At 56.6% G+C, this 20,871-nt stretch carries 27 protein-coding genes; 17 read left to right on the top strand and 10 right to left on the bottom strand.

What is annotated here, in order from left to right:
* Nucleotides 1-72: 72 nt before the first annotated feature.
* The 4 genes from AC2FLB_RS04300 (at nt 73) to aspS (ending at nt 4,325) form a co-directional block, all read left to right on the top strand.
* On the top strand, nt 73-1,200 hold the full coding sequence (locus AC2FLB_RS04300; RefSeq protein WP_142636586.1) for an aminodeoxychorismate synthase component I: 1,128 nt from the start codon (nt 73-75) through the stop codon (nt 1,198-1,200).
* Complete coding sequence (locus AC2FLB_RS04305; protein ID WP_496706673.1) at nt 1,155-1,802, top strand: aminotransferase class IV family protein; 648 nt, start codon at nt 1,155-1,157, stop codon at nt 1,800-1,802. Before AC2FLB_RS04300 ends, AC2FLB_RS04305 begins: the two co-directional genes overlap by 46 nt.
* The gene (locus AC2FLB_RS04310; RefSeq protein WP_496706671.1) at nt 1,799-2,470 is read left to right on the top strand and encodes a CPBP family intramembrane glutamic endopeptidase; all 672 of its coding nucleotides are present in this window, start codon (nt 1,799-1,801) and stop codon (nt 2,468-2,470) included. The genes AC2FLB_RS04305 and AC2FLB_RS04310 overlap by 4 nt, the downstream gene beginning before the upstream one ends.
* A gap of 79 nt (nt 2,471-2,549) precedes the next feature.
* Nucleotides 2,550-4,325: an aspartate--tRNA ligase gene (gene aspS / locus AC2FLB_RS04315; protein ID WP_142636592.1), complete on the top strand. Its 1,776-nt coding sequence runs from the start codon at nt 2,550-2,552 to the stop codon at nt 4,323-4,325.
* A gap of 194 nt (nt 4,326-4,519) precedes the next feature.
* On the opposite strand, the gene AC2FLB_RS04320 is transcribed toward aspS, so the two are convergent.
* The gene (locus AC2FLB_RS04320) at nt 4,520-5,236 is read right to left on the bottom strand and encodes a response regulator (protein ID WP_496708709.1); all 717 of its coding nucleotides are present in this window, start codon (nt 5,234-5,236) and stop codon (nt 4,520-4,522) included.
* 134 nt (nt 5,237-5,370) lie between these two features.
* On the opposite strand from AC2FLB_RS04320, the gene mce reads away from it, so the two are divergent.
* Together mce and AC2FLB_RS04330 are read left to right on the top strand one after the other, a co-directional pair.
* Nucleotides 5,371-5,775 carry a methylmalonyl-CoA epimerase gene (mce, locus tag AC2FLB_RS04325; RefSeq protein ID WP_496708710.1) on the top strand — a complete coding sequence of 135 codons (405 nt, stop codon included), beginning with the start codon at nt 5,371-5,373 and terminating at the stop codon, nt 5,773-5,775.
* Between the two features lie 17 nt (nt 5,776-5,792).
* Complete coding sequence (locus AC2FLB_RS04330) at nt 5,793-6,068, top strand: DUF1467 family protein (RefSeq protein WP_142636598.1); 276 nt, start codon at nt 5,793-5,795, stop codon at nt 6,066-6,068.
* A 3-nt stretch (nt 6,069-6,071) separates the two neighbouring features.
* On the opposite strand, the gene AC2FLB_RS04335 is transcribed toward AC2FLB_RS04330, so the two are convergent.
* Nucleotides 6,072-6,770, bottom strand: a complete 699-nt coding sequence (locus AC2FLB_RS04335; protein ID WP_496708711.1) for an EI24 domain-containing protein — start codon at nt 6,768-6,770, stop codon at nt 6,072-6,074.
* Nucleotides 6,767-7,345: a nitroreductase family protein gene (locus tag AC2FLB_RS04340; RefSeq protein ID WP_281972678.1), complete on the bottom strand. Its 579-nt coding sequence runs from the start codon at nt 7,343-7,345 to the stop codon at nt 6,767-6,769. Before AC2FLB_RS04340 ends, AC2FLB_RS04335 begins: the two co-directional genes overlap by 4 nt.
* A 136-nt stretch (nt 7,346-7,481) precedes the next feature.
* Here AC2FLB_RS04340 and AC2FLB_RS04345 point away from each other — a divergent pair, with 136 nt between their 5' ends.
* The gene (locus tag AC2FLB_RS04345; RefSeq protein WP_281994966.1) at nt 7,482-7,757 is read left to right on the top strand and encodes a DUF167 domain-containing protein; all 276 of its coding nucleotides are present in this window, start codon (nt 7,482-7,484) and stop codon (nt 7,755-7,757) included.
* On the opposite strand, the gene AC2FLB_RS04350 is transcribed toward AC2FLB_RS04345, so the two are convergent.
* The gene (locus tag AC2FLB_RS04350) at nt 7,748-7,993 is read right to left on the bottom strand and encodes a DUF8831 family protein (protein ID WP_271949269.1); all 246 of its coding nucleotides are present in this window, start codon (nt 7,991-7,993) and stop codon (nt 7,748-7,750) included. The genes AC2FLB_RS04345 and AC2FLB_RS04350 overlap by 10 nt on opposite strands.
* A 122-nt stretch (nt 7,994-8,115) precedes the next feature.
* On the opposite strand from AC2FLB_RS04350, the gene AC2FLB_RS04355 reads away from it, so the two are divergent.
* The 5 genes from AC2FLB_RS04355 to AC2FLB_RS04375 all read left to right on the top strand — a co-directional run bounded on the left by AC2FLB_RS04355 (nt 8,116) and on the right by AC2FLB_RS04375 (nt 10,047).
* On the top strand, nt 8,116-8,823 hold the full coding sequence (locus AC2FLB_RS04355) for a M48 family metallopeptidase (RefSeq protein ID WP_271949271.1): 708 nt from the start codon (nt 8,116-8,118) through the stop codon (nt 8,821-8,823).
* Nucleotides 8,820-9,188: a YigZ family protein gene (locus AC2FLB_RS04360; RefSeq protein WP_142636608.1), complete on the top strand. Its 369-nt coding sequence runs from the start codon at nt 8,820-8,822 to the stop codon at nt 9,186-9,188. The genes AC2FLB_RS04355 and AC2FLB_RS04360 overlap by 4 nt, the downstream gene beginning before the upstream one ends.
* Before the next feature lie 70 nt (nt 9,189-9,258).
* Complete coding sequence (locus tag AC2FLB_RS04365; RefSeq protein WP_496690996.1) at nt 9,259-9,510, top strand: DUF6455 family protein; 252 nt, start codon at nt 9,259-9,261, stop codon at nt 9,508-9,510.
* Between the two features lie 10 nt (nt 9,511-9,520).
* Complete coding sequence (locus AC2FLB_RS04370; protein WP_496701528.1) at nt 9,521-9,793, top strand: DUF6455 family protein; 273 nt, start codon at nt 9,521-9,523, stop codon at nt 9,791-9,793.
* On the top strand, nt 9,790-10,047 hold the full coding sequence (locus tag AC2FLB_RS04375) for a DUF6455 family protein (protein ID WP_496689582.1): 258 nt from the start codon (nt 9,790-9,792) through the stop codon (nt 10,045-10,047). The genes AC2FLB_RS04370 and AC2FLB_RS04375 overlap by 4 nt, the downstream gene beginning before the upstream one ends.
* Here AC2FLB_RS04375 and AC2FLB_RS04380 read toward each other — a convergent pair whose 3' ends face one another.
* Complete coding sequence (locus tag AC2FLB_RS04380) at nt 10,048-10,290, bottom strand: CDGSH iron-sulfur domain-containing protein (RefSeq protein WP_496701530.1); 243 nt, start codon at nt 10,288-10,290, stop codon at nt 10,048-10,050.
* A gap of 226 nt (nt 10,291-10,516) precedes the next feature.
* On the opposite strand from AC2FLB_RS04380, the gene AC2FLB_RS04385 reads away from it, so the two are divergent.
* Nucleotides 10,517-10,705 carry a hypothetical protein gene (locus AC2FLB_RS04385; RefSeq protein WP_142636616.1) on the top strand — a complete coding sequence of 63 codons (189 nt, stop codon included), beginning with the start codon at nt 10,517-10,519 and terminating at the stop codon, nt 10,703-10,705.
* 131 nt (nt 10,706-10,836) lie between these two features.
* Entirely contained in the window at nt 10,837-11,193 is a 357-nt protein-coding gene (locus tag AC2FLB_RS04390; RefSeq protein ID WP_496690995.1) for a diacylglycerol kinase, read from the top strand.
* A gap of 34 nt (nt 11,194-11,227) precedes the next feature.
* On the opposite strand, the gene rimO is transcribed toward AC2FLB_RS04390, so the two are convergent.
* A complete protein-coding gene (gene rimO / locus AC2FLB_RS04395; protein WP_281994964.1) occupies nt 11,228-12,616 on the bottom strand; it encodes a 30S ribosomal protein S12 methylthiotransferase RimO in 1,389 nt (462 codons plus the stop codon).
* Between the two features lie 96 nt (nt 12,617-12,712).
* On the opposite strand from rimO, the gene AC2FLB_RS04400 reads away from it, so the two are divergent.
* Nucleotides 12,713-14,671 (top strand): AsmA family protein, encoded by a 1,959-nt coding sequence (locus tag AC2FLB_RS04400; RefSeq protein ID WP_496708712.1) that lies wholly within the window; start codon nt 12,713-12,715, stop codon nt 14,669-14,671.
* 31 nt (nt 14,672-14,702) lie between these two features.
* Here the strand turns inward: AC2FLB_RS04400 and AC2FLB_RS04405 are convergent, their stop codons facing one another.
* From AC2FLB_RS04405 to AC2FLB_RS04420, 4 genes are read right to left on the bottom strand one after another with little or no spacing between them, the layout of a single operon-like run.
* Nucleotides 14,703-16,199 (bottom strand): phosphomannomutase/phosphoglucomutase, encoded by a 1,497-nt coding sequence (locus tag AC2FLB_RS04405; RefSeq protein ID WP_496708713.1) that lies wholly within the window; start codon nt 16,197-16,199, stop codon nt 14,703-14,705.
* A 14-nt stretch (nt 16,200-16,213) separates the two neighbouring features.
* Entirely contained in the window at nt 16,214-17,047 is an 834-nt protein-coding gene (kdsA, locus tag AC2FLB_RS04410; RefSeq protein WP_496708714.1) for a 3-deoxy-8-phosphooctulonate synthase, read from the bottom strand.
* 5 nt (nt 17,048-17,052) lie between these two features.
* Complete coding sequence (locus tag AC2FLB_RS04415; protein WP_496690992.1) at nt 17,053-18,627, bottom strand: KpsE/RkpR family capsule polysaccharide export protein; 1,575 nt, start codon at nt 18,625-18,627, stop codon at nt 17,053-17,055.
* Nucleotides 18,605-19,264 (bottom strand): ABC transporter ATP-binding protein, encoded by a 660-nt coding sequence (locus tag AC2FLB_RS04420; protein WP_142636630.1) that lies wholly within the window; start codon nt 19,262-19,264, stop codon nt 18,605-18,607. The genes AC2FLB_RS04415 and AC2FLB_RS04420 overlap by 23 nt, the downstream gene beginning before the upstream one ends.
* Before the next feature lie 228 nt (nt 19,265-19,492).
* Between AC2FLB_RS04420 and AC2FLB_RS04425 the strand changes: the two genes are divergently transcribed.
* Both AC2FLB_RS04425 and AC2FLB_RS04430 read left to right on the top strand, forming a co-directional pair.
* Nucleotides 19,493-20,080: a uracil-DNA glycosylase family protein gene (locus AC2FLB_RS04425; protein WP_496690991.1), complete on the top strand. Its 588-nt coding sequence runs from the start codon at nt 19,493-19,495 to the stop codon at nt 20,078-20,080.
* A complete protein-coding gene (locus AC2FLB_RS04430) occupies nt 20,073-20,861 on the top strand; it encodes an SseB family protein (RefSeq protein WP_281972684.1) in 789 nt (262 codons plus the stop codon). The genes AC2FLB_RS04425 and AC2FLB_RS04430 overlap by 8 nt, the downstream gene beginning before the upstream one ends.
* Nucleotides 20,862-20,871: the final 10 nt, after the last annotated feature.

Raw genomic sequence — 20,871 nt, forward strand, 5'->3', positions numbered from 1 at the left:
GGGCGAAATTGCCGCTTTCCCCTCTTTCCCTTACCGCCGTATTGTCTATACCGCGCAGCACGACAAATGAGGATGCACGTGCGTATTCGTTTTGATCAGGGGCCGGCCGGATCGGGAACTTATTTCGAACGGCCAGACCGGGTGATCCGCGCAGACAAAGCGGAAGACGTGCCACAGGCTTTGGCGGCGCTGGATGAGGCACGCGCGGATGGGGCCTGGCTGGCCGGTTATGCAAGCTATGAGCTTGGATATGCGTTGGAACCCCGCCTGTTGGACCGGATGCCTACTGACCGCCGCCTGCCACTGCTGTGTTTCGGTGCCTATGATGCGCCAGGCCAATGCGATCTGCCCGCACCCCTAGGCGGTGTTGCCGAATTCACACCGCGCTGGGACGAGGCAAGATATGCAAGCGCCTTTCAGCTGGTCCACGATGCGATCGGGGCAGGGGATATCTATCAGGCCAACCTGACGTTCCCCATTGACCTGACATTGCAAGGGGATAGCGCCGCGCTTTATGCGGCGTTGGCTGTGGGCCAGCCGGTCGGTCACGGAGCGCTGGTTCAGCAGGATGATTTGCCCGATTTGCTCAGCCGCTCGCCAGAGTTGTTCTTTCGCACCGGTGCAGATCGGACGATCGAAACCCGCCCGATGAAGGGCACACAACCCCGCAGCGAAGACATGGCCGAGGACGCGCGCCGCCGCGATTTCTTGTCGAGAGACGAGAAGAACCGCGCTGAAAACCTCATGATCGTTGACCTTCTGCGCAATGACATCAGCCGGGTTGCGCTGCCGGGGTCCGTAAAGGTACCCGAGCTATTCAAGGTCGAAACATATGCAACCGTGCATCAGATGATCTCGCTGGTGCAGGCACAGCTGCATCTTGGGGCAGAACTTTCCGATATCCTAAACGCGTTGTTTCCCTGCGGCTCGATCACAGGCGCGCCCAAAATTCGCGCGATGGAGATTTTGACCGATCTCGAACCCTGGCCACGCGATATCTATTGTGGTGCTATCGGTTGGGCCGCGCCAGACGGGCGATCCGAGTTCAACGTGGCTATTCGCACGCTGATGGTCGAGGGCAACAAGGCCACGCTGAATGTGGGTGGGGGCGTTGTCTGGGACAGCACAGCCCCATCCGAATATGAGGAAGCGCTATGGAAGGCACGTTTCGCCCACCAGCTGACCCTGACTTCCGTCTGATCGAAACGCTGGCATTCCGGCCAGAGAGCGGGTTTGTGCGTGTTGGAAAACACCTAGCCCGGATGGAGCGTTCGGCACGGGCATTGGGGCTTCCTTTCGATGCAGGGCGCGCGATTGCAACGCTCGACCAAGTTGCGGGTTCAACCTCATTGCGCTGTCGATTGACGATGGACATCAGTGGCGGGTTTGGCGTGACAACCGGTGCACTGGCGGATAACCCGTCCGTCTGGCGGGTCGCAGTTTCCAATACGAGGCTTGCTGCCTCTGATATCTGGTTGCAGCACAAGACGACGCAGCGCGATGTTTATGACCGGGCCCGGGTGGCACTGCCAGAGGGCGTAGATGAGTGGCTGTTTCTGAATGAGCGTGACGAAGTGTGCGAGGGCACCATCACTAACATCTTTCTGGACATGCCCGATGGTCGTTGCCTGACGCCGCCCTTGTCCTCCGGCTTGCTTCCCGGGATCTTGCGCGAAGACTTGCTGGAAAATAATAAAGTCAGCGAGGCGGTGCTGACCATGACCGACCTGCAAAGCGCGGAAAGGTTCTGGATGGGCAATTCCTTGCGAGGCCTGATCTGGGCAGAATTGGCGGTACTGTGAACAGGCAAACCGATTGGGCTGAAGCCGCAGCACCTTCCCGTTGGTTGCGACTGGAATTCGGTTTGTTCTTCGTCGCCATACCTGTGCTGATCGCCGTACTTTTCCCGCCAAACTGGATGTTTCCATCGCTGTTTACTTTTACGGCCATCGGGATCGTGTTGTTGCATTTCACGCACGGATTTGCCTGGGCGGAATTGAGATATAACTGGCGCAACTGGTCCTGGCCGGAAGTCGCCGGCTTTGCTGTGGGAATGACCCTGTTTTGTGTTGCGCTAGTACGACTGACCCGTCCCGAAGCTGCCTTTTTCCTGTTGCACAACCAACCCGAGCTGCTGGCGATGATTTGGGTGTTTTACCCATTCGTTTCCGCCCTGCCGCAAGAGCTGCTGTTCCGGTCGCTGTTCTTTCGTCGCTACCACGCAATCCTGCCCAATGGACGCACAGCTTATCTGCTGAATGCATCGCTCTTCTCGCTTGCGCATTTGATGTATTGGAGCTGGATCGTAGCTCTGATGACATTTGCCGGAGGGTTGCTGTTTACCTGGGCCTATCGCAAACGCGGATCGTTTTTCTATGCGGTTCTGCTGCATGCCATCGCGGGGAACATCATCTTTGCGGTGGGTCTGGGCATCTATTTCTACTCAGGCAACGTGCAAAGGCCGTTTTGACGGTGCGACTTGCCTTGACTTTCCCAGTCTGACGCGGTGTATCGGCCCGACCAATTCTGCGCCCGAAGGGATATGATCCATGCACGCCTATCGCAGCCACACCTGCGCCGCTCTGACCGCCGCCAATGTCGGTGAAACCGTTCGCCTGTCTGGCTGGGTGCATCGGGTCCGAGATCACGGCGGCGTTCTATTCATCGACCTTCGCGATCATTTCGGCGTCACACAGGTTTTGTGCGACGGCGACAGCGCGGCATTCGCCGAACTGGAAAAAGTCCGCTCGGAATGGTGTATCCGTATCGATGGCACAGTCAAAGCGCGCGCCGCTGATCTGGTGAACGCGAAATTGCCCACGGGCGAGATCGAAGTTTACGTGCGCGAGTTGGAAGTACTGGGCGCCGCTGACGAGCTGCCGCTGATGGTGTTCGGCGATCAGGAATACCCTGAGGAAACGCGCCTGCGCTATCGCTATCTAGACCTGCGCCGCGAAGTGATGCAGCAGAATATGACCTTGCGCTCGGACGTTGTTGCCTCGATGCGCCGCCGGATGTGGGATCAGGGCTTCCGCGAGTATCAGACGCCAATCATCACGGCGTCCTCGCCTGAAGGCGCGCGCGATTTCCTCGTTCCGTCACGTCTTCACCCGGGTAAGTTTTATGCCTTACCGCAGGCTCCTCAACAGTTCAAACAGCTGATCATGGTGTCGGGCTTTGACAAGTATTTCCAGATTGCGCCCTGTTTCCGCGACGAAGATCCGCGTGCCGACCGCTCACCCACCGATTTCTACCAGCTTGACCTTGAGATGTCGTTTGTCGAGCAGCAGGACGTATTCGACACGATTCAGCCCGTTCTGACCGGCGTGTTCGAAGAGTTCGGCGGCGGCCGTAAAGTCGATCAGGACTGGCCGCAGATTTCCTACAAGGACGCGGCCCTGTGGTATGGCAGCGACAAGCCCGACCTGCGGAATCCTATTAAAATGCAAGTGGTCTCCGACCACTTCCGCGGGTCTGGGTTCGCGATTTTCGCGAAGCTGTTGGAGCAGGATGGCACCGAAATCCGCGCTATCCCTGCGCCGACGGGTGGCAGCCGCAAGTTCTGCGACCGTATGAACGCCTTTGCCCAGAAAGAGGGTCTGCCCGGTATGGGCTATATCTTCTGGCGCGATCAGGGCGAAGGGATGGAGGCCGCCGGTCCACTGGCCAAAAACATTGGCCCTGAACGGACCGAGGCGATCCGCCAGCAACTGGGTCTGGGCGTCGGAGACGCGGCGTTCTTCCTGGGCGGCAAACCGAAAGCCTTTGAAAAGGTGGCCGGCAGGGCGCGCGATGTGATCGGTGATGAACTGAACCTGACTGAGAAAGACCGCTTTGCCTTTGCCTGGATCGTCGATTTCCCGATCTATGAGCAAGACGAAGAAACCGGTGCGATCGACTTTGAACACAACCCCTTCTCGATGCCGCAGGGCGGGATGGAGGCGCTGAACGGCAATCCTCTGGATGTGCGCGGCTATCAATATGACCTCGCCTGCAACGGATACGAGCTGGTCTCGGGCGCGATCCGGAACCACAAGCCCGAGATCATGCTGAAGGCCTTTGAGCTGGCTGGCTATGGCGCGGATGAGGTGAAATCCCGCTTTGGCGCGCTGTTCAACGCCTTCCACTATGGTGCCCCGCCGCACGGTGGCTGTGCAGCTGGTATCGACCGGATCGTGATGCTTTTGGCCGATGAAGCCAATATCCGCGAAGTCATGATGTTCCCGATGAACCAGCGTGCCGAGGATCTGATGATGCAGGCACCGTCCGACCCGGCCTCGGACCAGCTGATGGAGTTGGGCCTGCGGATTATCCCTCAGGACTGATAGAAAACCCGCCACAGTCGCCTGTGGCGGGTTTTTCTGTTTTCAACCCATTCCCAATTCGCTGTTAGCGGGTTTACAGGAAATGGTCCTTTTTCCTCTCGCGGCTGTTCCGAATGTCACGCGCGCTGACGCGTGTCTGTCTGTATGCCCACAGACAAAGGAGCGATGCGGTAATTAGATATGCGGTTGTCACTTCAGATAGCCTCGCGCTGTTCCAGACGGGCCTGCACTATTCCCGCAACTTGGGCTGTCAGAGCGGTGATGGGCATACCAGCGGCGCGTGAGGCTGCCAACTGCTGGGCGGCTTCGGCCAGAACCGTATCTTCCGCATCACGGGCAACTCCGCGCAGGAATTGGGCCGCATAGTCCAGTGACCGATGGTCATTCGGTCCGGCCAGAACATCGGCAATATGTGCCATGTCGTCCTGATAGGCCATAGGATCGGGGCATATCACCTCATCCCGAACGGCGTGGAGCGTGCAGGGGCGGCGGTCTTCAGGTAGGCAATTCAGAATAGACGACTGGAAATAGGACAGTGAGTTAAGCGGTTTGGCAAGAAACCCGTCCGCACCAACCTCTGTCGCAAGGGTTTTTGAATTGTCGTCGCCTGACATGCCCAGAATCGCTCCGATCCGGGGCGTAGTCATGGCCAGTTCGGCAATCAGATCAGCGCCAGAGCCATCTGGCAGCCCCATATCCACCAAGATCACCGAAGGTCGATAGATCTGAAGATGGCGCCGGGCGGACTTCAGGCAATCGGCCCGCCTGATCCGCGCACCCGAATGCAAACACATTAACCGGATAGCGTCGCAGGCATAGCGGCTGTCCTCAACAACCAAAATGGTTTGTCCCAGCAGCGGCCGCGTGGCCGTTGGCTGTGCGGGTGCGGTGAAGGGGCTCGAATCGTCCATGGCAGAACTCCTATTCAGCAGATGCTTCACGCTAGGAACTTCTGGCTAACACGGGGTTAACGGCAATTTGGCGCACTTGTCCTTTGCCTGATCTGTCCCCATAACCGCTGCAACGCAGAAGGTAGGAGAGTTCCATGATTGGCCGCTTAAACCACGTTGCCATTGCCGTCCCTGATCTTGTGGCGGCGTCTGAACAGTACCGCAGCGCTTTAGGTGCCAAGGTTGGCGCGCCGCAGGATGAGCCCGATCATGGCGTGACCGTTGTGTTCATCGAATTGCCCAACACCAAGATCGAATTACTGTATCCGATGGGCGATGACAGCCCAATCAACGGTTTTCTAGAGAAGAACCCCGCCGGTGGAATCCATCACGTTTGCTATGAGGTCGAGGACATCATTGCCGCGCGGGATCATCTGAAAGAAACCGGCGCCCGGGTGCTGGGTAGCGGTGAACCCAAGATCGGGGCGCACGGGAAACCGGTTCTTTTCCTGCATCCCAAAGATTTCAACGGCTGTCTGGTCGAGTTGGAACAAGTATAAACACCGGAGGTGTACACATGACGATCACTGCAGGACTGGTTCTGTTTGCCGTCATCTGGTTCATGACGCTTTTGGTGATTCTGCCGATCCGCATCAAGACCCAGGGTGATTTGGGCGAGGTCGTTCCCGGCACCCATTCAGGGGCCCCGGAAGTGCATCACATGAAGAAAAAGCTATGGATCACCACCGGGGTGTCGGTCGTGCTCTGGGCTATCATTGCAGGGATTATTATTTCGGGCGTGATTTCGGTACGGGATTTCGATTGGCTAAATCAAATGGAACCGCGAAACTAGGCGTCAGGGCGTTGGCCCTGACAGCTTATGAAAGATATGCGTGAATGTAGCAGCTCCGATAATCGGGATCACAAGATTCACCAGCGGAATAGACAGTGGGATGGCCATCAACGTGCCCGCAAGCCAAATTGTTGACGAATGTTGTGCCCGCAGTTTTCGCGCGCCCTCACGCCCGATACGGCGCATGGCTGCCAGCGTAAAATACTCACGCCCCAGCAGAAATCCGTTCATCGCCCAAAAGATAAACGGGGCCAGTGGCGTGAAGATCGCATAAAGGATCAGCGCCAGAAGGTTGGCCACAATCAGCACACCCATAAAACCAAGCGCGTCAGTGATCGCATCGCCTATCGGGATGCGTGGAACCGCGGGCAGGCTCGGATAATGCCTGTCCTCTACAGCTTGCGCGACATCGTCCAAAAACACAGACGTGATGGCTGAGGCGACGGGAATCATCAGAAACATTGGCAGGATCAGCACCAGGAAAATGCCGGAATAGCTGAGGACGTCATTCAGCCAGGGAACTGCACCAATGAATGGCAGCGATATCTCGTCCCCTGACAGCCGGTTGATCAGCCAAATTGCACCGGCGCAGGCTGCGATCAGCATCAGGATGGTCAGGCCGATACCTCGCAGCAGAACCCCGCGGAATTTCGGGTCTCCGATCTGACCAAGCGCTGAAAAAAAGGCGTTGAGGATGATCATTCTGTGACCCATTCGGTCAGGGCATCAACATCCGGGCGGGGGCGTTCGGGCGGGGTCGAGCCCTCGGTCGCGATATGGATCAGACCGGCAACCCGTTCGTTATCCTGCAATTCAAACGCCTTGCGACAGAATTCCGGATCGTGGGTTTGCCAGCCAGACAACCAATTCGCGCCCCATCCTGCGGTCAAAGCAGCGTTCAGCAAAGCAAGGCAAACAGCCCCAGCTGAATAGGTCTGCTCGATGGCTGGAATCTTTTCCGAAGGCTTCTGAACCTCGATCACAGCGACGGCGAGATGGCCTAAATCAAACTGTCCGCGCGCTTTTTCAATGTCTTGAGGGGATTTGCCAAGCGCCTCACCGCATTCCTGCGTTAGCCCCGACAGGCGCCCCATTGCGCCTTTTTCAAGCACGATGAACCGCCAGGGTTCCAGTTTTCCGTGATCCGGGCTGCGGGCTGCTGCGGTCAGCAGGGGCATCAGCTGCTCACGGTCGGGGGCTGGTTCAATCAACGTTTTGGCTGGGCGCGACCGACGGGTCTGCAGAAACTCAAAAGCGGCCGGATTCTTCAAGGACATATGTTAACTTCCTTTACATAGGCTGTCTGTATCTGGTTGAACGTCTGGCGAGTTTCAAGTGCAATCGGCTGGACCAGTTGGATCAATTTCATTCCCCGCCCAACCGTGCAAGGGTCTTTGTTAACAGAAGGTGCCAATGGGAAAACCGAAACTAAGAAATCTTCCAGACCTGAGCGACCGTGTTGCACCGAATGCTGAGATTGCGGTCAGGGTTACCCCGAAAGCCGCAGCAGACAGGATTTTGGTTCGGGACGGAACGATCAGAATATATATCACTGCACCGCCCGAAAACGGCAGGGCAAATGAAGCCACACGTGAGCTTCTGGCGGTGGCGCTGGGGGTTGCTCCGTCCGCACTGATCCTGAAGCGCGGCCAGACATCGCGCGAGAAAGTCTTTGTGTGTCAGGCCTGATCGGGGGTTTCGCGAATTTGGTAAACACCTTCGGGCAGATCCAGTGCCGCAGCCAGATCACGAACCTGTTCGGGCGAAAGCGTAATCTTCTGAACCTGGTCAGTGCGCGGATCCAGTTGTTCCAGCGTTACGCATTCTGCAAAATTGTTAATAACCACATCCTCGTTCAAAGGCTTTTCGCCTTCGTCCACCAGGGTTATGACCGTCGAGTCGAATTCATGCTCAATCGAAAACATGTGTCCAGCTTGCCGGGCGGAACATTGCAATGCAACCCGTTCTTGGGAAATCGTCCGGTGGCGAACCGCCTTGTGTCGGGCTATGTTCGACGAAAAGGCATGACCGGACCAAAGGAAATAGTATGCGTCGCCTGATCTTGATGATATTTGGTCTGGTTCTGTCGGCCTGTGACACCGGTTCGTTACGCGTTCAGCCGGTAGAGGAATGGCAACAACCTTCAACTGATTTTCAGGTCGATGTGCTGACCTTTCGCGAAATCAGTCAAAGGGTCGGGGATGTGGCGCGCGCAGAGTGCAAGCGGCGCAGTAATGTCAGCAACTGCGATTTTTCGATCGTGGTTGATCTGAACCCTCGCGCACCAGCAAATGCTTTTCAAACCTTGGATGACGACAATCAACCAGTCATAATCTTCACCCGCGCGATGATTCAATCGGTGGAAAACGCCGATGAACTGGCCTTTGTGATGGGGCATGAATCTGCTCATCACATCCTGCGCCATATTCCCCGCCAGTCCGAAAACTCACGAGAAAGTGCCGCGATTTTTGGCGAGCTTGCACGCATAGCGGGGGCAAATGACGCAGATCTTGAACAGGCGCAGAAGCTGGGCGCGCAGGTGGGTGCCCAGATATATGTCAAGGACTTTGAACTGGAAGCGGACCGGTTGGGAACGATCATCACGCACCGGGCAGGTTATAATCCCTTGTTAGGAGCCCGCTATTTTGCCCGAATTCCTGACCCGGGCGATCGTTTTCTAGGCACCCATCCACCGAATGCTCAGCGCGTCGAAATTGTTTTGGAAACCTCGCGGCAGCTTGGGCTGACACAATGACGGGACTGAAACGGTTGGGGGTTGTCTTGACGGACCGCGGATCGAAATATGCCGTGTCCGGCGCTTTGGTCAGTTCCCGTGACGAGGTGGCTGCTGTCCTGCAGGATCTGAAATCTGACAAAAGCTATGCCAAGGCCACGCACAATACCTGGGCCGCAATCCTGCCCACTGGTGCGCTCAAGGCGGATGACGGGGAAAGCGGTGCCGGAATGGTGATTCTGCGCATGCTGGAAAGGGCCGAACTGAGCGGTCATATCGTCATTGTCACTCGATGGTATGGCGGAAAAAAGCTGGGCGGTGATCGATTCCGACGGGTGCAGGATGCAACACGGGCTTATCTGGACGAACTGGAATTGGGACTTTGACCTGCGTCAAGGCTTGGGCTGTTTCGTATTGCTAGTCTGATCGGACAAAGCGAAACGGAAAGGAATGCCAATGCCCGATCGCGAAACGCTTAGGCATCATGCTGGTCTTGTTGACCGTATGGCTGGCAAGCTGGGGGTGGATCTGCAGGAATCTGCAATCGCTGGACATATATCGGTGGATCAGATTACCGATGCGGTTCTGCGATGCACCGATTGCCCGAACCCGGGCCATTGCCAATCTTTTTTGAATCAACCGGTTCTGGCAGCGCAGACCCCCGAATATTGCCGGAACCAGGATTTGTTAAGCAAGTTGATCCCTTAGGGGGGCCGCAATGCCGCGCCTTGGACACCTCATGACTCATTTGCGCCTTGTGTTGAGGATGGGGCAAACTACGGGTACGGATATTGTGCGGGCCCACAATAAAGGTCGGCTAAGTCAGGAAGACTGGGCTGAAATGATCCGCCTGTGTCAGGGATGTGGCTGGGCGGCTGCCTGTCCGGATTGGATGGAAAGACATCCAGATGTTGCAGGAGCACCACAAACCTGCCCGAACAAACATCAATTCGCCGCGTTGAAAGTAATACAAATGCAGGAATTGGGATGAAACACGCTGTACTGGGCGACGTGGAAAAGCACTTTTGGCTGACTCGATCTGTTGCCCGATGCCTTAAGATCTCGTTGACTGAAGCCATGTCCGACGGGCGGTTGAGCCCGGATGAATACGCCGAGATGGTAACGCGTTGCCGGGCCTCGGACTGTCACGAGAAATGCACGATATGGCTGGCCGTACAGCAATCTGATCCCCGTTCAGCGCCCGGGTTCTGCGTAAATAGCCATGTTTTCAACCGGCTGAAGTGATCAGATCTTGGAATGTGTCCCGTCGCAAAACGGTGGGTTAGCGCAGTTTTTACAGCCGCAGAAGAACAGTTTCTTGCTGGTATCAGCGGTGAACTTGACCGGTTCAAAGCTGGTTCCTTTGTGAGATCCATCACAAAATGGCTGCCGATTGGACCGGCCGCACGAGCACCAGAAATAGCTTTTTCCTTCGGTTACTTCGATTGGATAGGGCGCTTTTTGCGCAATGACTGGACCTTCTGGCATCTGATTTCTCCGTTCGCTGACTGTCCCCAGTCTATCGCCTGAACAGATGTGCCGAAAGCAGTAGCTGCCACGCGGCACCCATTCCATGGGCAATCCCCCCGGCATGGTTTTGCCTGCTTTCGCAAACGCGCTGTTGATTTTATTGCAAAATTACCAACCACACCGTATTGTGAAGTCGGCCCCATGTTCAGGGCAATAACAGAAATTAATTAGAGGAATGACGGACATGAAACTCAAATTTGCTGCCGTTAGTGCGTTTGCCCTGGTTCTGGCTGCTTGCTCACAACAGGAAGAGCCGACACCGGTATACATTACCCCAGATTATGACAAATACGGCACGCCGAGCTGCCCGGCAGGGACAGATCTGGCGACGACCGAAGCAGGTCAGACCGTATGTAATCCGACTGCTCAATAAGATTTTCGCGGGCGGATTCCGACATAGCCGCCCGCACAATCGAACAAAAAAGCCGCCCTATGGGTGGCTTTTTTATTGCCTGTCATACGGTGTTAGGGTTTCTGTTTGACCTATTGAATTACCGAGGTCGCATGAGAAAACTTGTCACCCATCTAAAGGACCGCATCCGCTGGAGCTGGCAGGGATTGGCTGCCACTTGGCACAGTGAATACTCGTTCCGCGCTTGGGTCTGCACCAATCTTGTTTCTGCGGGTCTGGCCCTGTGGCTGCCCCTGAGCGATGGCGTTCGGGCTCTGATACTGGTGATCGGTCTGTTGGTTCTGGTGGCCGAACTGTTCAACACGGCGATCGAACGGGCGGTGGATCATACTTCGACCGAACACAATTTATTGGCCGGGCAAGCCAAAGACGCCGCCAGCGCTGCGGTGGCACTGACTGCTTTGGCTGGCGGATTGGCCTGGGTTATCGGGCTGTTGAGCCTTTTTTGACTGCCTTTTGGTCGGTCAATTCAGTCTGGTGAGGCTAGCGAAGCTTGCCCCATAGATCGTATTCCCCGGCCTCGTCTACCTCGACCGAGACGATGTCGCCCGGTTTCAGGGCCTCATACCCTTCGTCGATGAACAGGTTGCCGTCGATCTCGGGCGCATCTGCGGTGGTGCGGCAGGTCGCGGCCTCATCATCGATCTCATCCACGATGACCTGCAGGGTCTGGCCGACCTTTGCGGCCAGTTTGGCCTCGGAAATCGCCTGAGCCTTTTCCATGAACCTCTCCCAGCGGTCCTGTTTGACCTCGGCGGGCACATGGTCAGGAAGATCGTTAGAGCGGGCTCCGTCGACGTTTTCGTACTGAAAACAACCGACGCGATCCAACTGCGCCTCATCCATCCAGTCCAGCAGGGTCTGGAACTCAGCCTCGGTCTCGCCGGGATAGCCCACGATAAAGGTGGATCGCAGAGTGATGTCAGGACAGGTCGCGCGCCAGGCGGCGATCTCGTCCAATGTTCTGGCAGCTGCAGCTGGGCGGGCCATTCGTTTCAAAACATCCGGATGTGCGTGTTGAAAAGGGATATCCAGATAAGGCAGCACGTTGCTGCCAGCATCCGCCATCAGCGGGATCAGTTCACGTACATGCGGGTAGGGATAGACATAGTGCAGACGAATCCAGGCATCCAACTGACCCAATTCACGCGCCAGATCGGTGATATGGCTGCGGACCTCACGGTCTTTCCAGGGATTCACGTCATATTTCCGGTCCAACCCATAGGCCGACGTGTCCTGAGAGATCACGAGCAATTCGCGCACACCGTTATCGACCAGCTTTTCCGCCTCGCGCAGAACAGCATGCGCCGGACGGCTGGCCAGTTTGCCGCGCATGTCCGGGATGATGCAAAACTTGCATTTGTGGTTACAGCCCTCGGATATCTTGAGATAGCTGTAGTGGCGCGGCGTCAGTTGAACGTTGGCCGCAGGCAGCAGATCCACGAAGGGGTCGGGATCAGGCGGCACGGCCTTGTGTACCGCGTCCAGCACCTGTTCGTATTGATGTGGTCCGGTGACGGCCATGATACGCGGGTGATGCTCGCGGATGTAATCGGGTTCGGCCCCCAGGCATCCGGTTACGATAACCTTGCCGTTTTCTACCAAAGCCTCGCCGATGGCATCCAGAGACTCCGCCTTGGCGCTGTCCAGAAATCCGCAGGTATTCACAATCACGGCATCCGCGCCTGAATAGTCCGGCGAGATGCCGTATCCTTCGGCCCTCAGGCGCGTCAGAATCCGCTCGCTGTCGACCAAAGCCTTGGGGCAACCCAGCGATACCATGCCGATGGTCGGCTGGTTCGGACGTGGTGTATCAGTGATCCGGGCAGCAGGTGCCAGGTCGGGGCGGAGGTTTGGCGGGTTTGTGGTCATGGCGCGGCATATAGTGGGGAAAGCTTCCCCTTGCAAATGCGCTGCCGTCTTTGAATGATCTTTTTATAGCGTGCCAAATAAGTCGGAGAGCAGAAAATGAAATGGCTAATGCGCATCCTGTTCCTTTTGGTGGCTGTGGTCGGTCTTGTCATCGGCGCGTTGCTGCTGATGCCGGGCGACAAGTTGGCGACCATTCTGGCCGAGCAGGTCAAGGCACAAACCGGGCGTGATCTGAAACTGTCGGGGGGCGTTAAGCTGTCCTTCTGGCCTGTGCTGGGCATGGAAACCGGGGCGGTTTCCTTCGGAAATGCCTCGTGGGCGGGGTCTGAGCCGATGCTGAGCGCCGAAAGCCTGGCGGTTGGGGTCGATACCTTGGCCATTTTGTCCGGCGATGTGCTGATCAAACGGATTATTGCCGAGAATCCGACCCTCAGACTTGAACTGTCAGACGGGCGCGGAAACTGGGAGTTTGACACGGCCGTCGCCCCGACAGCCAGCGGCTCGGGTGGATCAAAACCGGCCGATGCATCGCGTGCGGTGACACTGGAGCATCTGAAACTGACTCAGGCGCGTCTGATCTTTGTTGAAAATGGATCGGCCCGATTTGATGTCGCAGATGTGGATTTGTCTGCTAGTTGGCCAGCAGTCTCGGCCCCCATGGTTCTGGATGCACAAATGCCGGTTCCGGGCGGTGAGGCCCGCGTGGATATCAAGATACCCGACCTGCCGGCCTATGCCTCGGGCGCGGCATCCGAGATTGAGCTGGCGCTTGCCGCCCCCGGTGGTGACATCGGGTTTGACGGGCGCGTCAACCTTGCCGGAGAGATGGACGGCAAGCTGCAGTTGGAAACCAAAGACACGGAAAAAATGCTGGCTGCGTTTGGTCAGGAGGGCGTTGGAGTGCCGCACGGGTTGGGCCGCGCTGCGAATGTGTCGGGGCAGATGACTTATACCAGAGATGGCCGCATATCTGTGCGCGATCTGGTGGCTTCACTCGACAGTAACCGTTTTACAGGCGAAGTTGATATTGTAATTTCCAACCCGCCACAGATCACCGCTCGGCTGGATGCCAGTGATCTTGATCTTTCTCGCTATAATCAAAGTGGTCAGACGGACTCGTCCAGTTCCGGCGGTTCCGGCTCGGGTGCTGCCTCGGAGGGGTGGTCAAGGGAACCGATCGACGCCTCCGCGCTGGCTTTGGCCAATGGTGAAATTCGACTGACAGCCAAATCTATCGCGTTGCCCGAGCTGACGCTTGGCCCCAGCGACCTGACAATGCGGCTGGACCGGTCTCGGGCTGCATTGGAGATGAACCCGGCAACCTTGTTTTCCGGAACGCTGAACGGGCAGGTGGTGGCCAATAATCGGAATGGGTTGTCCGTTGGCGGCAAGATAAAGGCCAAGGGCATTGACCTCAAACAAGCTCTGACAGCCTTGGTCGGGGTCGAGCGGCTGTCCGGGACTGGGTCGGGATCATTCGAGTTTCTGGGCGTCGGCCAGAACGAGAATCAGATCATGCGTTCTCTCAGCGGTAAGGGCCGCTTGGATGTAGGAAAGGGGCTGATATCGGGTTTTGACCTTGATCGTCTGATGGGACGAGGCAAAGGTTCGGGTGGCACCACCGTGTTCAACAGCCTGACGGCTAGCTTCACCATTGATAAGGGCGTTTTGCAGAACAACGATCTGTTGATGTCGCTGGACAATTTCCGCGCGGATGGCAAAGGAAAAGTCGGGATCGGAGCGCGCAATATCGACTATCTGTTCACGCCAGTCGCTCTGCGTGCGAATTCGGGAGAAGGCCTGTCGGTTCCGGTGCGTATAGTTGGACCATGGAGCAATCCGTCGATCAAGCCGGACCTGACCAAGGTGATCGAAGCGGCCGCCGGAGGAAAAGTCAAAGAGCTTGAGGATGATGTCAAAAAGAAAGTCATCGACAAGATAGGCGGCGATACCGGTACGGCCGGGACTGACGGTGACAGCGTCGAGGACGCGCTGAAGAACAAGCTTGAGGACGAGGCCAAGAAAGGGCTGCTTAAGCTGTTTGGCGGAAATTGAAGTGTCGGGGCCAGAGCCCCGACACCAACGCTCAGATGGTCTGGTCGTAATCCCCGACACCAGGTTCGGTTCGGATGACCGCGTCGATATCCGCAAAAATGGCACGCATCTCTTCTTCGCTTTCGCTGCTTTCGCAGACGACCACCAGATTGGGCGTATTCGACGAGGCGCGCACCAACCCCCAGCTGCCATTGTCCAGAATGACTCGGGCACCGTTGACAGTGACCACTTCCTTGATCGGGCGACCTGCAAGCGTCTCTCCGGCTTCGGATTTGGCGACCAGCTTTGCGACCAAACGGTCGAGTATGTCGTATTTCTCGGTATCCGCTGCATAGGGGGACATGGTCGGTGTCGACCATGTTTTCGGTAGTGCCTTTCGCAGGTCGGACATGCTTTGGTCCGGGTTGCGGTCCATCAGTTTACAGATCTCAACCGCGACGCGCATGCCGCAATCATAGCCACGGCCAATCGGTTCGGCCAAAAAGTAATGCCCCGACTTTTCGAACCCAGCCAGCGCGTTGATCTCTTTGACTCGCCGCTTCATGTGGCTGTGGCCGGTTTTCCAATAATCTGCCTTGACCCCGCGGGCCTTCAACTCGGGGTCGCTGGCAAAAAGGCCGGTTGATTTCACGTCGGCGACAAAGGTGGCATTGGGGTAAATCTTGGCCAGACCGCGGGCCATGATCACGCCGACCTTATCAGCAAAAATCTCCTCCCCCTCGTCATCCACAACGCCACAGCGGTCACCGTCACCATCGAACCCCAGCGCCATGTCGGCACCGCTGGCTTTCACGGTATCGGACATGTCGTGCAGCATTTCCATCGCTTCTGGGTTCGGGTTGTAATGCGGGAAGGTATAGTCCAGCTGGTTATGGCTGGGCACGACTTCGACCCCCATGCGTTCAAAGATTTCCGGGGCAAAGGCGGATGCGGTGCCGTTCCCTGTGGCACAGACCACTTTGAGAGGTCGGGATATTCTGAAATCGCCGACCAGATCGTCGATATAGGCCTCTTTCACGCCATCAACGAATTCGTAGGACCCGCCAGGGTGGGTCTGCCCTTCGCCATTCAGAACAATGTCTCGCAGTTCCGACATCTCGTCCGGGCCATGGGTCAGGGGACGTTCAAACCCCATCTTGACCCCGGTCCAGCCATTTGGATTGTGGCTGGCCGTGACCATGGCCACCGCTGGAACGTCCAGATGGAACTGAGCGAAATAGGCCATCGGGCTAAGCGCCGGGCCGATATCCTTTACCTGAATTCCCGCCTGCATCAGGCCCAGGATCAGGGCATTTTTAATGGCCAGAGAATAATCACGATAATCATTGGCTACAGCAATCACGGGTTCAATCCCACGCTTGCGCATCTGTGTGCCCAGACCCAACCCCAGTGCGGTCATGCCCGGCAGGTTGATCTCTTCTGGATATTTCCAGCGGGCATCATATTCGCGAAAGCCGGTTGGCTTGATCATTGCGTCGCGCAGAAAGCTCCAGGTGTTCGGAGTCACCTCGGGGTTGGGTTTGGTCATGGGAATACTCTTGTTCAGATCTGGATAGGGTTGGCCTTGGCCAACGCATCAAAACGCATCAATGTATCGATGAGCTGCGGCATCTGGTCCAATGGGATCATATTAGGACCGTCGGAAGGTGCAGTATCAGGGTCCTGATGGGTTTCGATAAAAACCGCACCGATGCCAAGCGAAACCGCAGCGCGGGCCATCACGGGCGCGAATTCTCGCTGCCCACCAGTAGAACCACCTTTGCCGCCAGGCTGCTGTACCGAGTGTGTGGCATCCATTACGACCGGGTATCCCGTTTTGGCCATCTGCGGCAGGCCGCGCATGTCAGCGACCAACGTATTATATCCAAACGAAGTTCCGCGTTCTGTCAGCAGGATGTTTGTGTTCCCAGTGCTTTCTACCTTGCTCACGATGTTGCCCATCTCCCATGGGGCCAAAAACTGTCCTTTTTTGACATTAACCGCCTTGCCGGTTTCGCCAGCTGCGAGCAGCATATCTGTTTGTCGGCATAGAAAGGCAGGGATTTGCAGCACGTCCACAGCCTCGGCCGCAATCGCGCACTGGGCTTCGGTATGTACGTCAGTCAGCACTGGAATGCCCAAGGTTTTGCGGATGTCATCCAGAACCTTGAGCCCTGTGTCTATTCCCATACCTCGCGCACCCGACAGCGAAGTTCGGTTCGCCTTGTCGTACGAGGCTTTAAAGACGTACTGCGCCCCGGCGGCGTCGCAGGCCTCTTTCATTTTTCCTGCGATCATTTGGGCATGATCCGCAGATTCCAGTTGGCAGGGACCGGCGATGATCGTCAGCGGAAGATCATTGCCGACCGTGAGATCGGAGATTTTTACATGTTTCATGTGTCTTACGAGGATACCTGTTCACGAAGGACCGACGCGGTAAGCGAGATCATCAGGTAGATACCAGCAAACAACAGGAAAGCCAAAATCGTATTTTCGAACTTGCGCGGATAGCTGGGTTCCTGACTGGGAACAGGATTCACGGAAACCGTCAGATACCGAACCTGACGATTGGCTTCGGTCCTGGTTGTCTCCATATGCTGCATAGCTGATTGCAGGATCATATCCCGAGCGGCCAGATCGGCCTGTGCCATCTGAATCCGAACACTCAGCCTGGCCAGCGAATTCTCGCCGGCAGAGACATCCAGCATTTCGGCGTTCAATTCCTCCAGCACAACCGTAAGCCGTGCGATATCGGCCTGTGCGCCATCCACCTTGGCTTTGTTTGGGCGGCGATTGTCCAACAAGGCTGCAAGCTGCAGTTCTTTGTCCTGAATAAGCGTCTCGATTTCGTTTATGCGGCCCCGCAACCCGGCAATGACGCTTTCAGGGTCAAGGATTGCGCCTTGCAGCTGAAGCTCGATCAGGTCTTCCTGAGCTTTCTTGCGTTCTTCCTGAGCGCTTACAAACCCTTCCCGGGCATCTTTCATCTGGTCTTCGCGTTTCTTTTCGGTCAGCGCGTTTACCCGTTGCTCGGCATAGGAAATCAGTTCTCGTGAAAACGCGGCCGAAGTCTGGGGGTCAGGTGTCGCCACCTCCATCCGGATCAGGCCATCGGTCGGGTCATATCCGACCGTGATCATGCGTTTGTACAGCTTGTAAGCCTCTTCGAGACTGGCGTCTGGGGACAATCGCTGAATGGGGTCGATCCAGTCCTGTTTGAACACATCAGCGAAACCGGCCTCTGTGTCCAAAAGTTCAAGCGCATCTTTCGATTCCAGAAACTCCTGGGTGGCAACCGAATCCTGCGTGGTCGCAAATTGGGTCCCTGCCAGAAGCCCTCCAATAGAGCCCGCGCCCCCGTCCGCCTGAAGGATCAGAAAGGCAGAGTTGCTGGCGTACATTGGGGTCGCGATCCGATAGAAATAGAGACCCACGACAAAGGTAGGTAGCAGGACAAAGGCCGCAAGCCGCGCAAACAGAGCGAACAGTTTGCGACGGCGGCGGCGGGCGATGTCCCTCTGAATCTGTCCGATTTCACGTTCACGCCGCTCGGCCGGGCTCATCTCGGGTCCGGGCAGATTCTCTGGCGCATCTTTCACGGTCTGGGGCAGGTGGATCGTGATGCGATCATTCGTCTGCTCGTCCGAAGTTTTCTTTTCCGAGGCAAGGTTCAGCAGACTGGAGCGTTCAAACGGATCAATTCCCTTTTTGCGCAACAACCGAACTGCATCATAGTCCGAAGTCGCCGCAAGACCGTTTTTCTGGGCGAGACGACGTGCCACCCTCAGTTGGCGGCCGGTCAGTCCTTCGCGTTTGATAGCGTCGATCTCGGTCCCTACTGGCGGTTCATTTGCTGCGCCGGGCGCCTGTGTGGCCTGGCGAATGCGCGAGATCGCGTCTTCGCGCGTTTCGGCATTTCCCGCAGACCGCCGTTTGCGACGCCAGTTGTATTTATCAGCCCTGGGTTTGGTAGTCATATAACTGCTTTGCCTCTTCCAAGGTTTCGAACAAGTGAAGCTGACCATCCACTAATACCGCCGCCTGACGCGCGAATTTTTCAAGCAGGGCCGGGTTGTGAGAGACGATGACCAGTGTTGTTGTGCGCAGCCGTTCCTGCAGAATGTCGCCTGCCTTTTTGTTGAATTCAACATCTGTTGTGGCCGGCATCCCTTCGTCGATGAGGTACATGTCGAAATCCAGAGCCAGCATCAACGCAAATGTGAACCGCGACCGCATACCGGATGAATAGGTCGCCAGCGGTTGATTGAAATATTCACCCAGGCCACACAGCCAACTGCAATATGCCTCGACATAGTCCGGGTCCATACCATAGATTTTGGCGATATAGCGCGAGTTCTCCAGAGCCGACAGCTTGTTTGAAACTCCGCCGGTAAATCCCATCGGAAAAGAGACGCGGCAGGATTTGCGAATGACCCCTTCGTCGGGTTTCTCTAGTCCGGCCATCATGTTGATCAGGGTGGTTTTTCCGGTACCGTTCGGGGCCAGAATACCGATGGATGTGCCAAGTTCGACGCGAAAAGACACTCTGTCCAGAATCACCTTTCGGCGCGTCCCGGTCCAAAAGGACTTGCTGACATTTTCAAACTCAAGCATCCAAAGCCTGCGGGTTTATCTTGTTGTTGCGCCGTTCGGACCGGCGAAAGAACGGTACCTCTACGGCGCCATATAGGCCACATTATGTCGAATTATGAAACAAATGATCAATGCGTTCCGGGGGTCGTTTTTGGTAATGTGACTTTTGCATCTGTTGGCGTCTGGATGTGTGTTACCTATCTTGCTTTCAGAACACTAACCATCTGATGCGGCACTGATTGCGATCTCATGAACCCACTCGAAAAAGAAATAGAGGCCTGCCGTATTTGTGCCGACCGATTTGCGGCAACCGAAACCGCGCATGAACCAAGACCCATTGTCTGGTTCCGCAAAGACACGCCCATTTTGGTCTGTGGTCAGGCTCCGGGGGCACGAGTGCATGCGTCGGGTCGCCCTTTTACCGACCCTTCCGGTGATCGGCTTCGGGCGTGGTTGGGTGTTGATGAGGAGCTGTTTTATGACCGTTCGCGTGTCTCGATCGTTCCAATGGCGTTTTGCTTTCCTGGCTATGATGCGCGCAAGGCAGATTTGCCTCCTCCGTCAGTATGCGGTCAGACTTGGCACGATCGGGTCATGGCGGATCTTGGGCCTGTGCCGTTGACCATTCTTGTCGGGGGGCACGCCCATAGATATCACCTGAAGTCACGTGGGTCAGTCACCGAAACCGTCCGCAACTGGCGGGACTATGCGCCGCGGGTCTTTGCCTTGCCTCATCCGTCCTGGCGGAATACGGCATGGATGAAGAAAAACCCGTGGTTCGAAGCCGATCTGTTGCCGGTTTTGCGCGCACGGGTGCAAGAGGTTCTGAATGACTGAGATTTCGGCTCTGGACGCCGCCCATGCCGCGGCTGAGGCTGCTCCGCAGGATGATGCGGCCCGTCTGCGTTTCTTTGAACGGCTGGCTGACAGTGAGCTGTTCCTGATGCTGACGGAAGAGGCAAAGAACGAGAATATTTCGCCCGAATTGTTCGATGTGGCAGATGGGCGTTTTGTGCTGGCTTTCGATCGCGAAGACCGGCTGGCCCGCTTCGCAGACCGCCCGGTGCCCTATGTTGCGCTGTCGGGGCGGGTTTTATCGTCTATGTTGTCGGGGCAGGGGATCGGGCTGGGGTTGAACCTTGAGGTTGCCCCGTCCTCGATGTTGATCCCGCCCGAGGCATTGGGCTGGTTGGTGGAAACTTTGCAGCATGGTCCCGAAGAGGTGCAACAGCACCTGTCCGAGTTCCTGGCTCCATCGGGGTTGCCCGACGAACTGCTGACAGCTTTGGACGCCAAGCTGGCTACGGCCATTGGGTTGGCGCAAGCCGCCTATCTGGTCAGCACCAAAACGGCTGAAGGTGGGTTCGGGCATTTGCTGGGTTTTGTCGATGCCGTCGAAGGGGCAGAGGCAGCTCTGGCCAAGGCCGCATCCGAAGCGCTTACCTTTTCCGGGGTCGAAGCTGGGGCAATGGACGTAGGTTTTTTCAAATCAAGTGACACGGCCGCAGCGTCTTTGGCGCGGGTGGGTTTGCGGTACGATCTGCCGCAGCCTGAGGCGCGTGTGAATGCGCATATCGCTCCTGGGCGCGATCCGGACAAACCGCCTTTGCTCAAGTAATGGTAGAATG

Source organism: Ruegeria sp. CDSA236 (assembly GCF_059611285.1).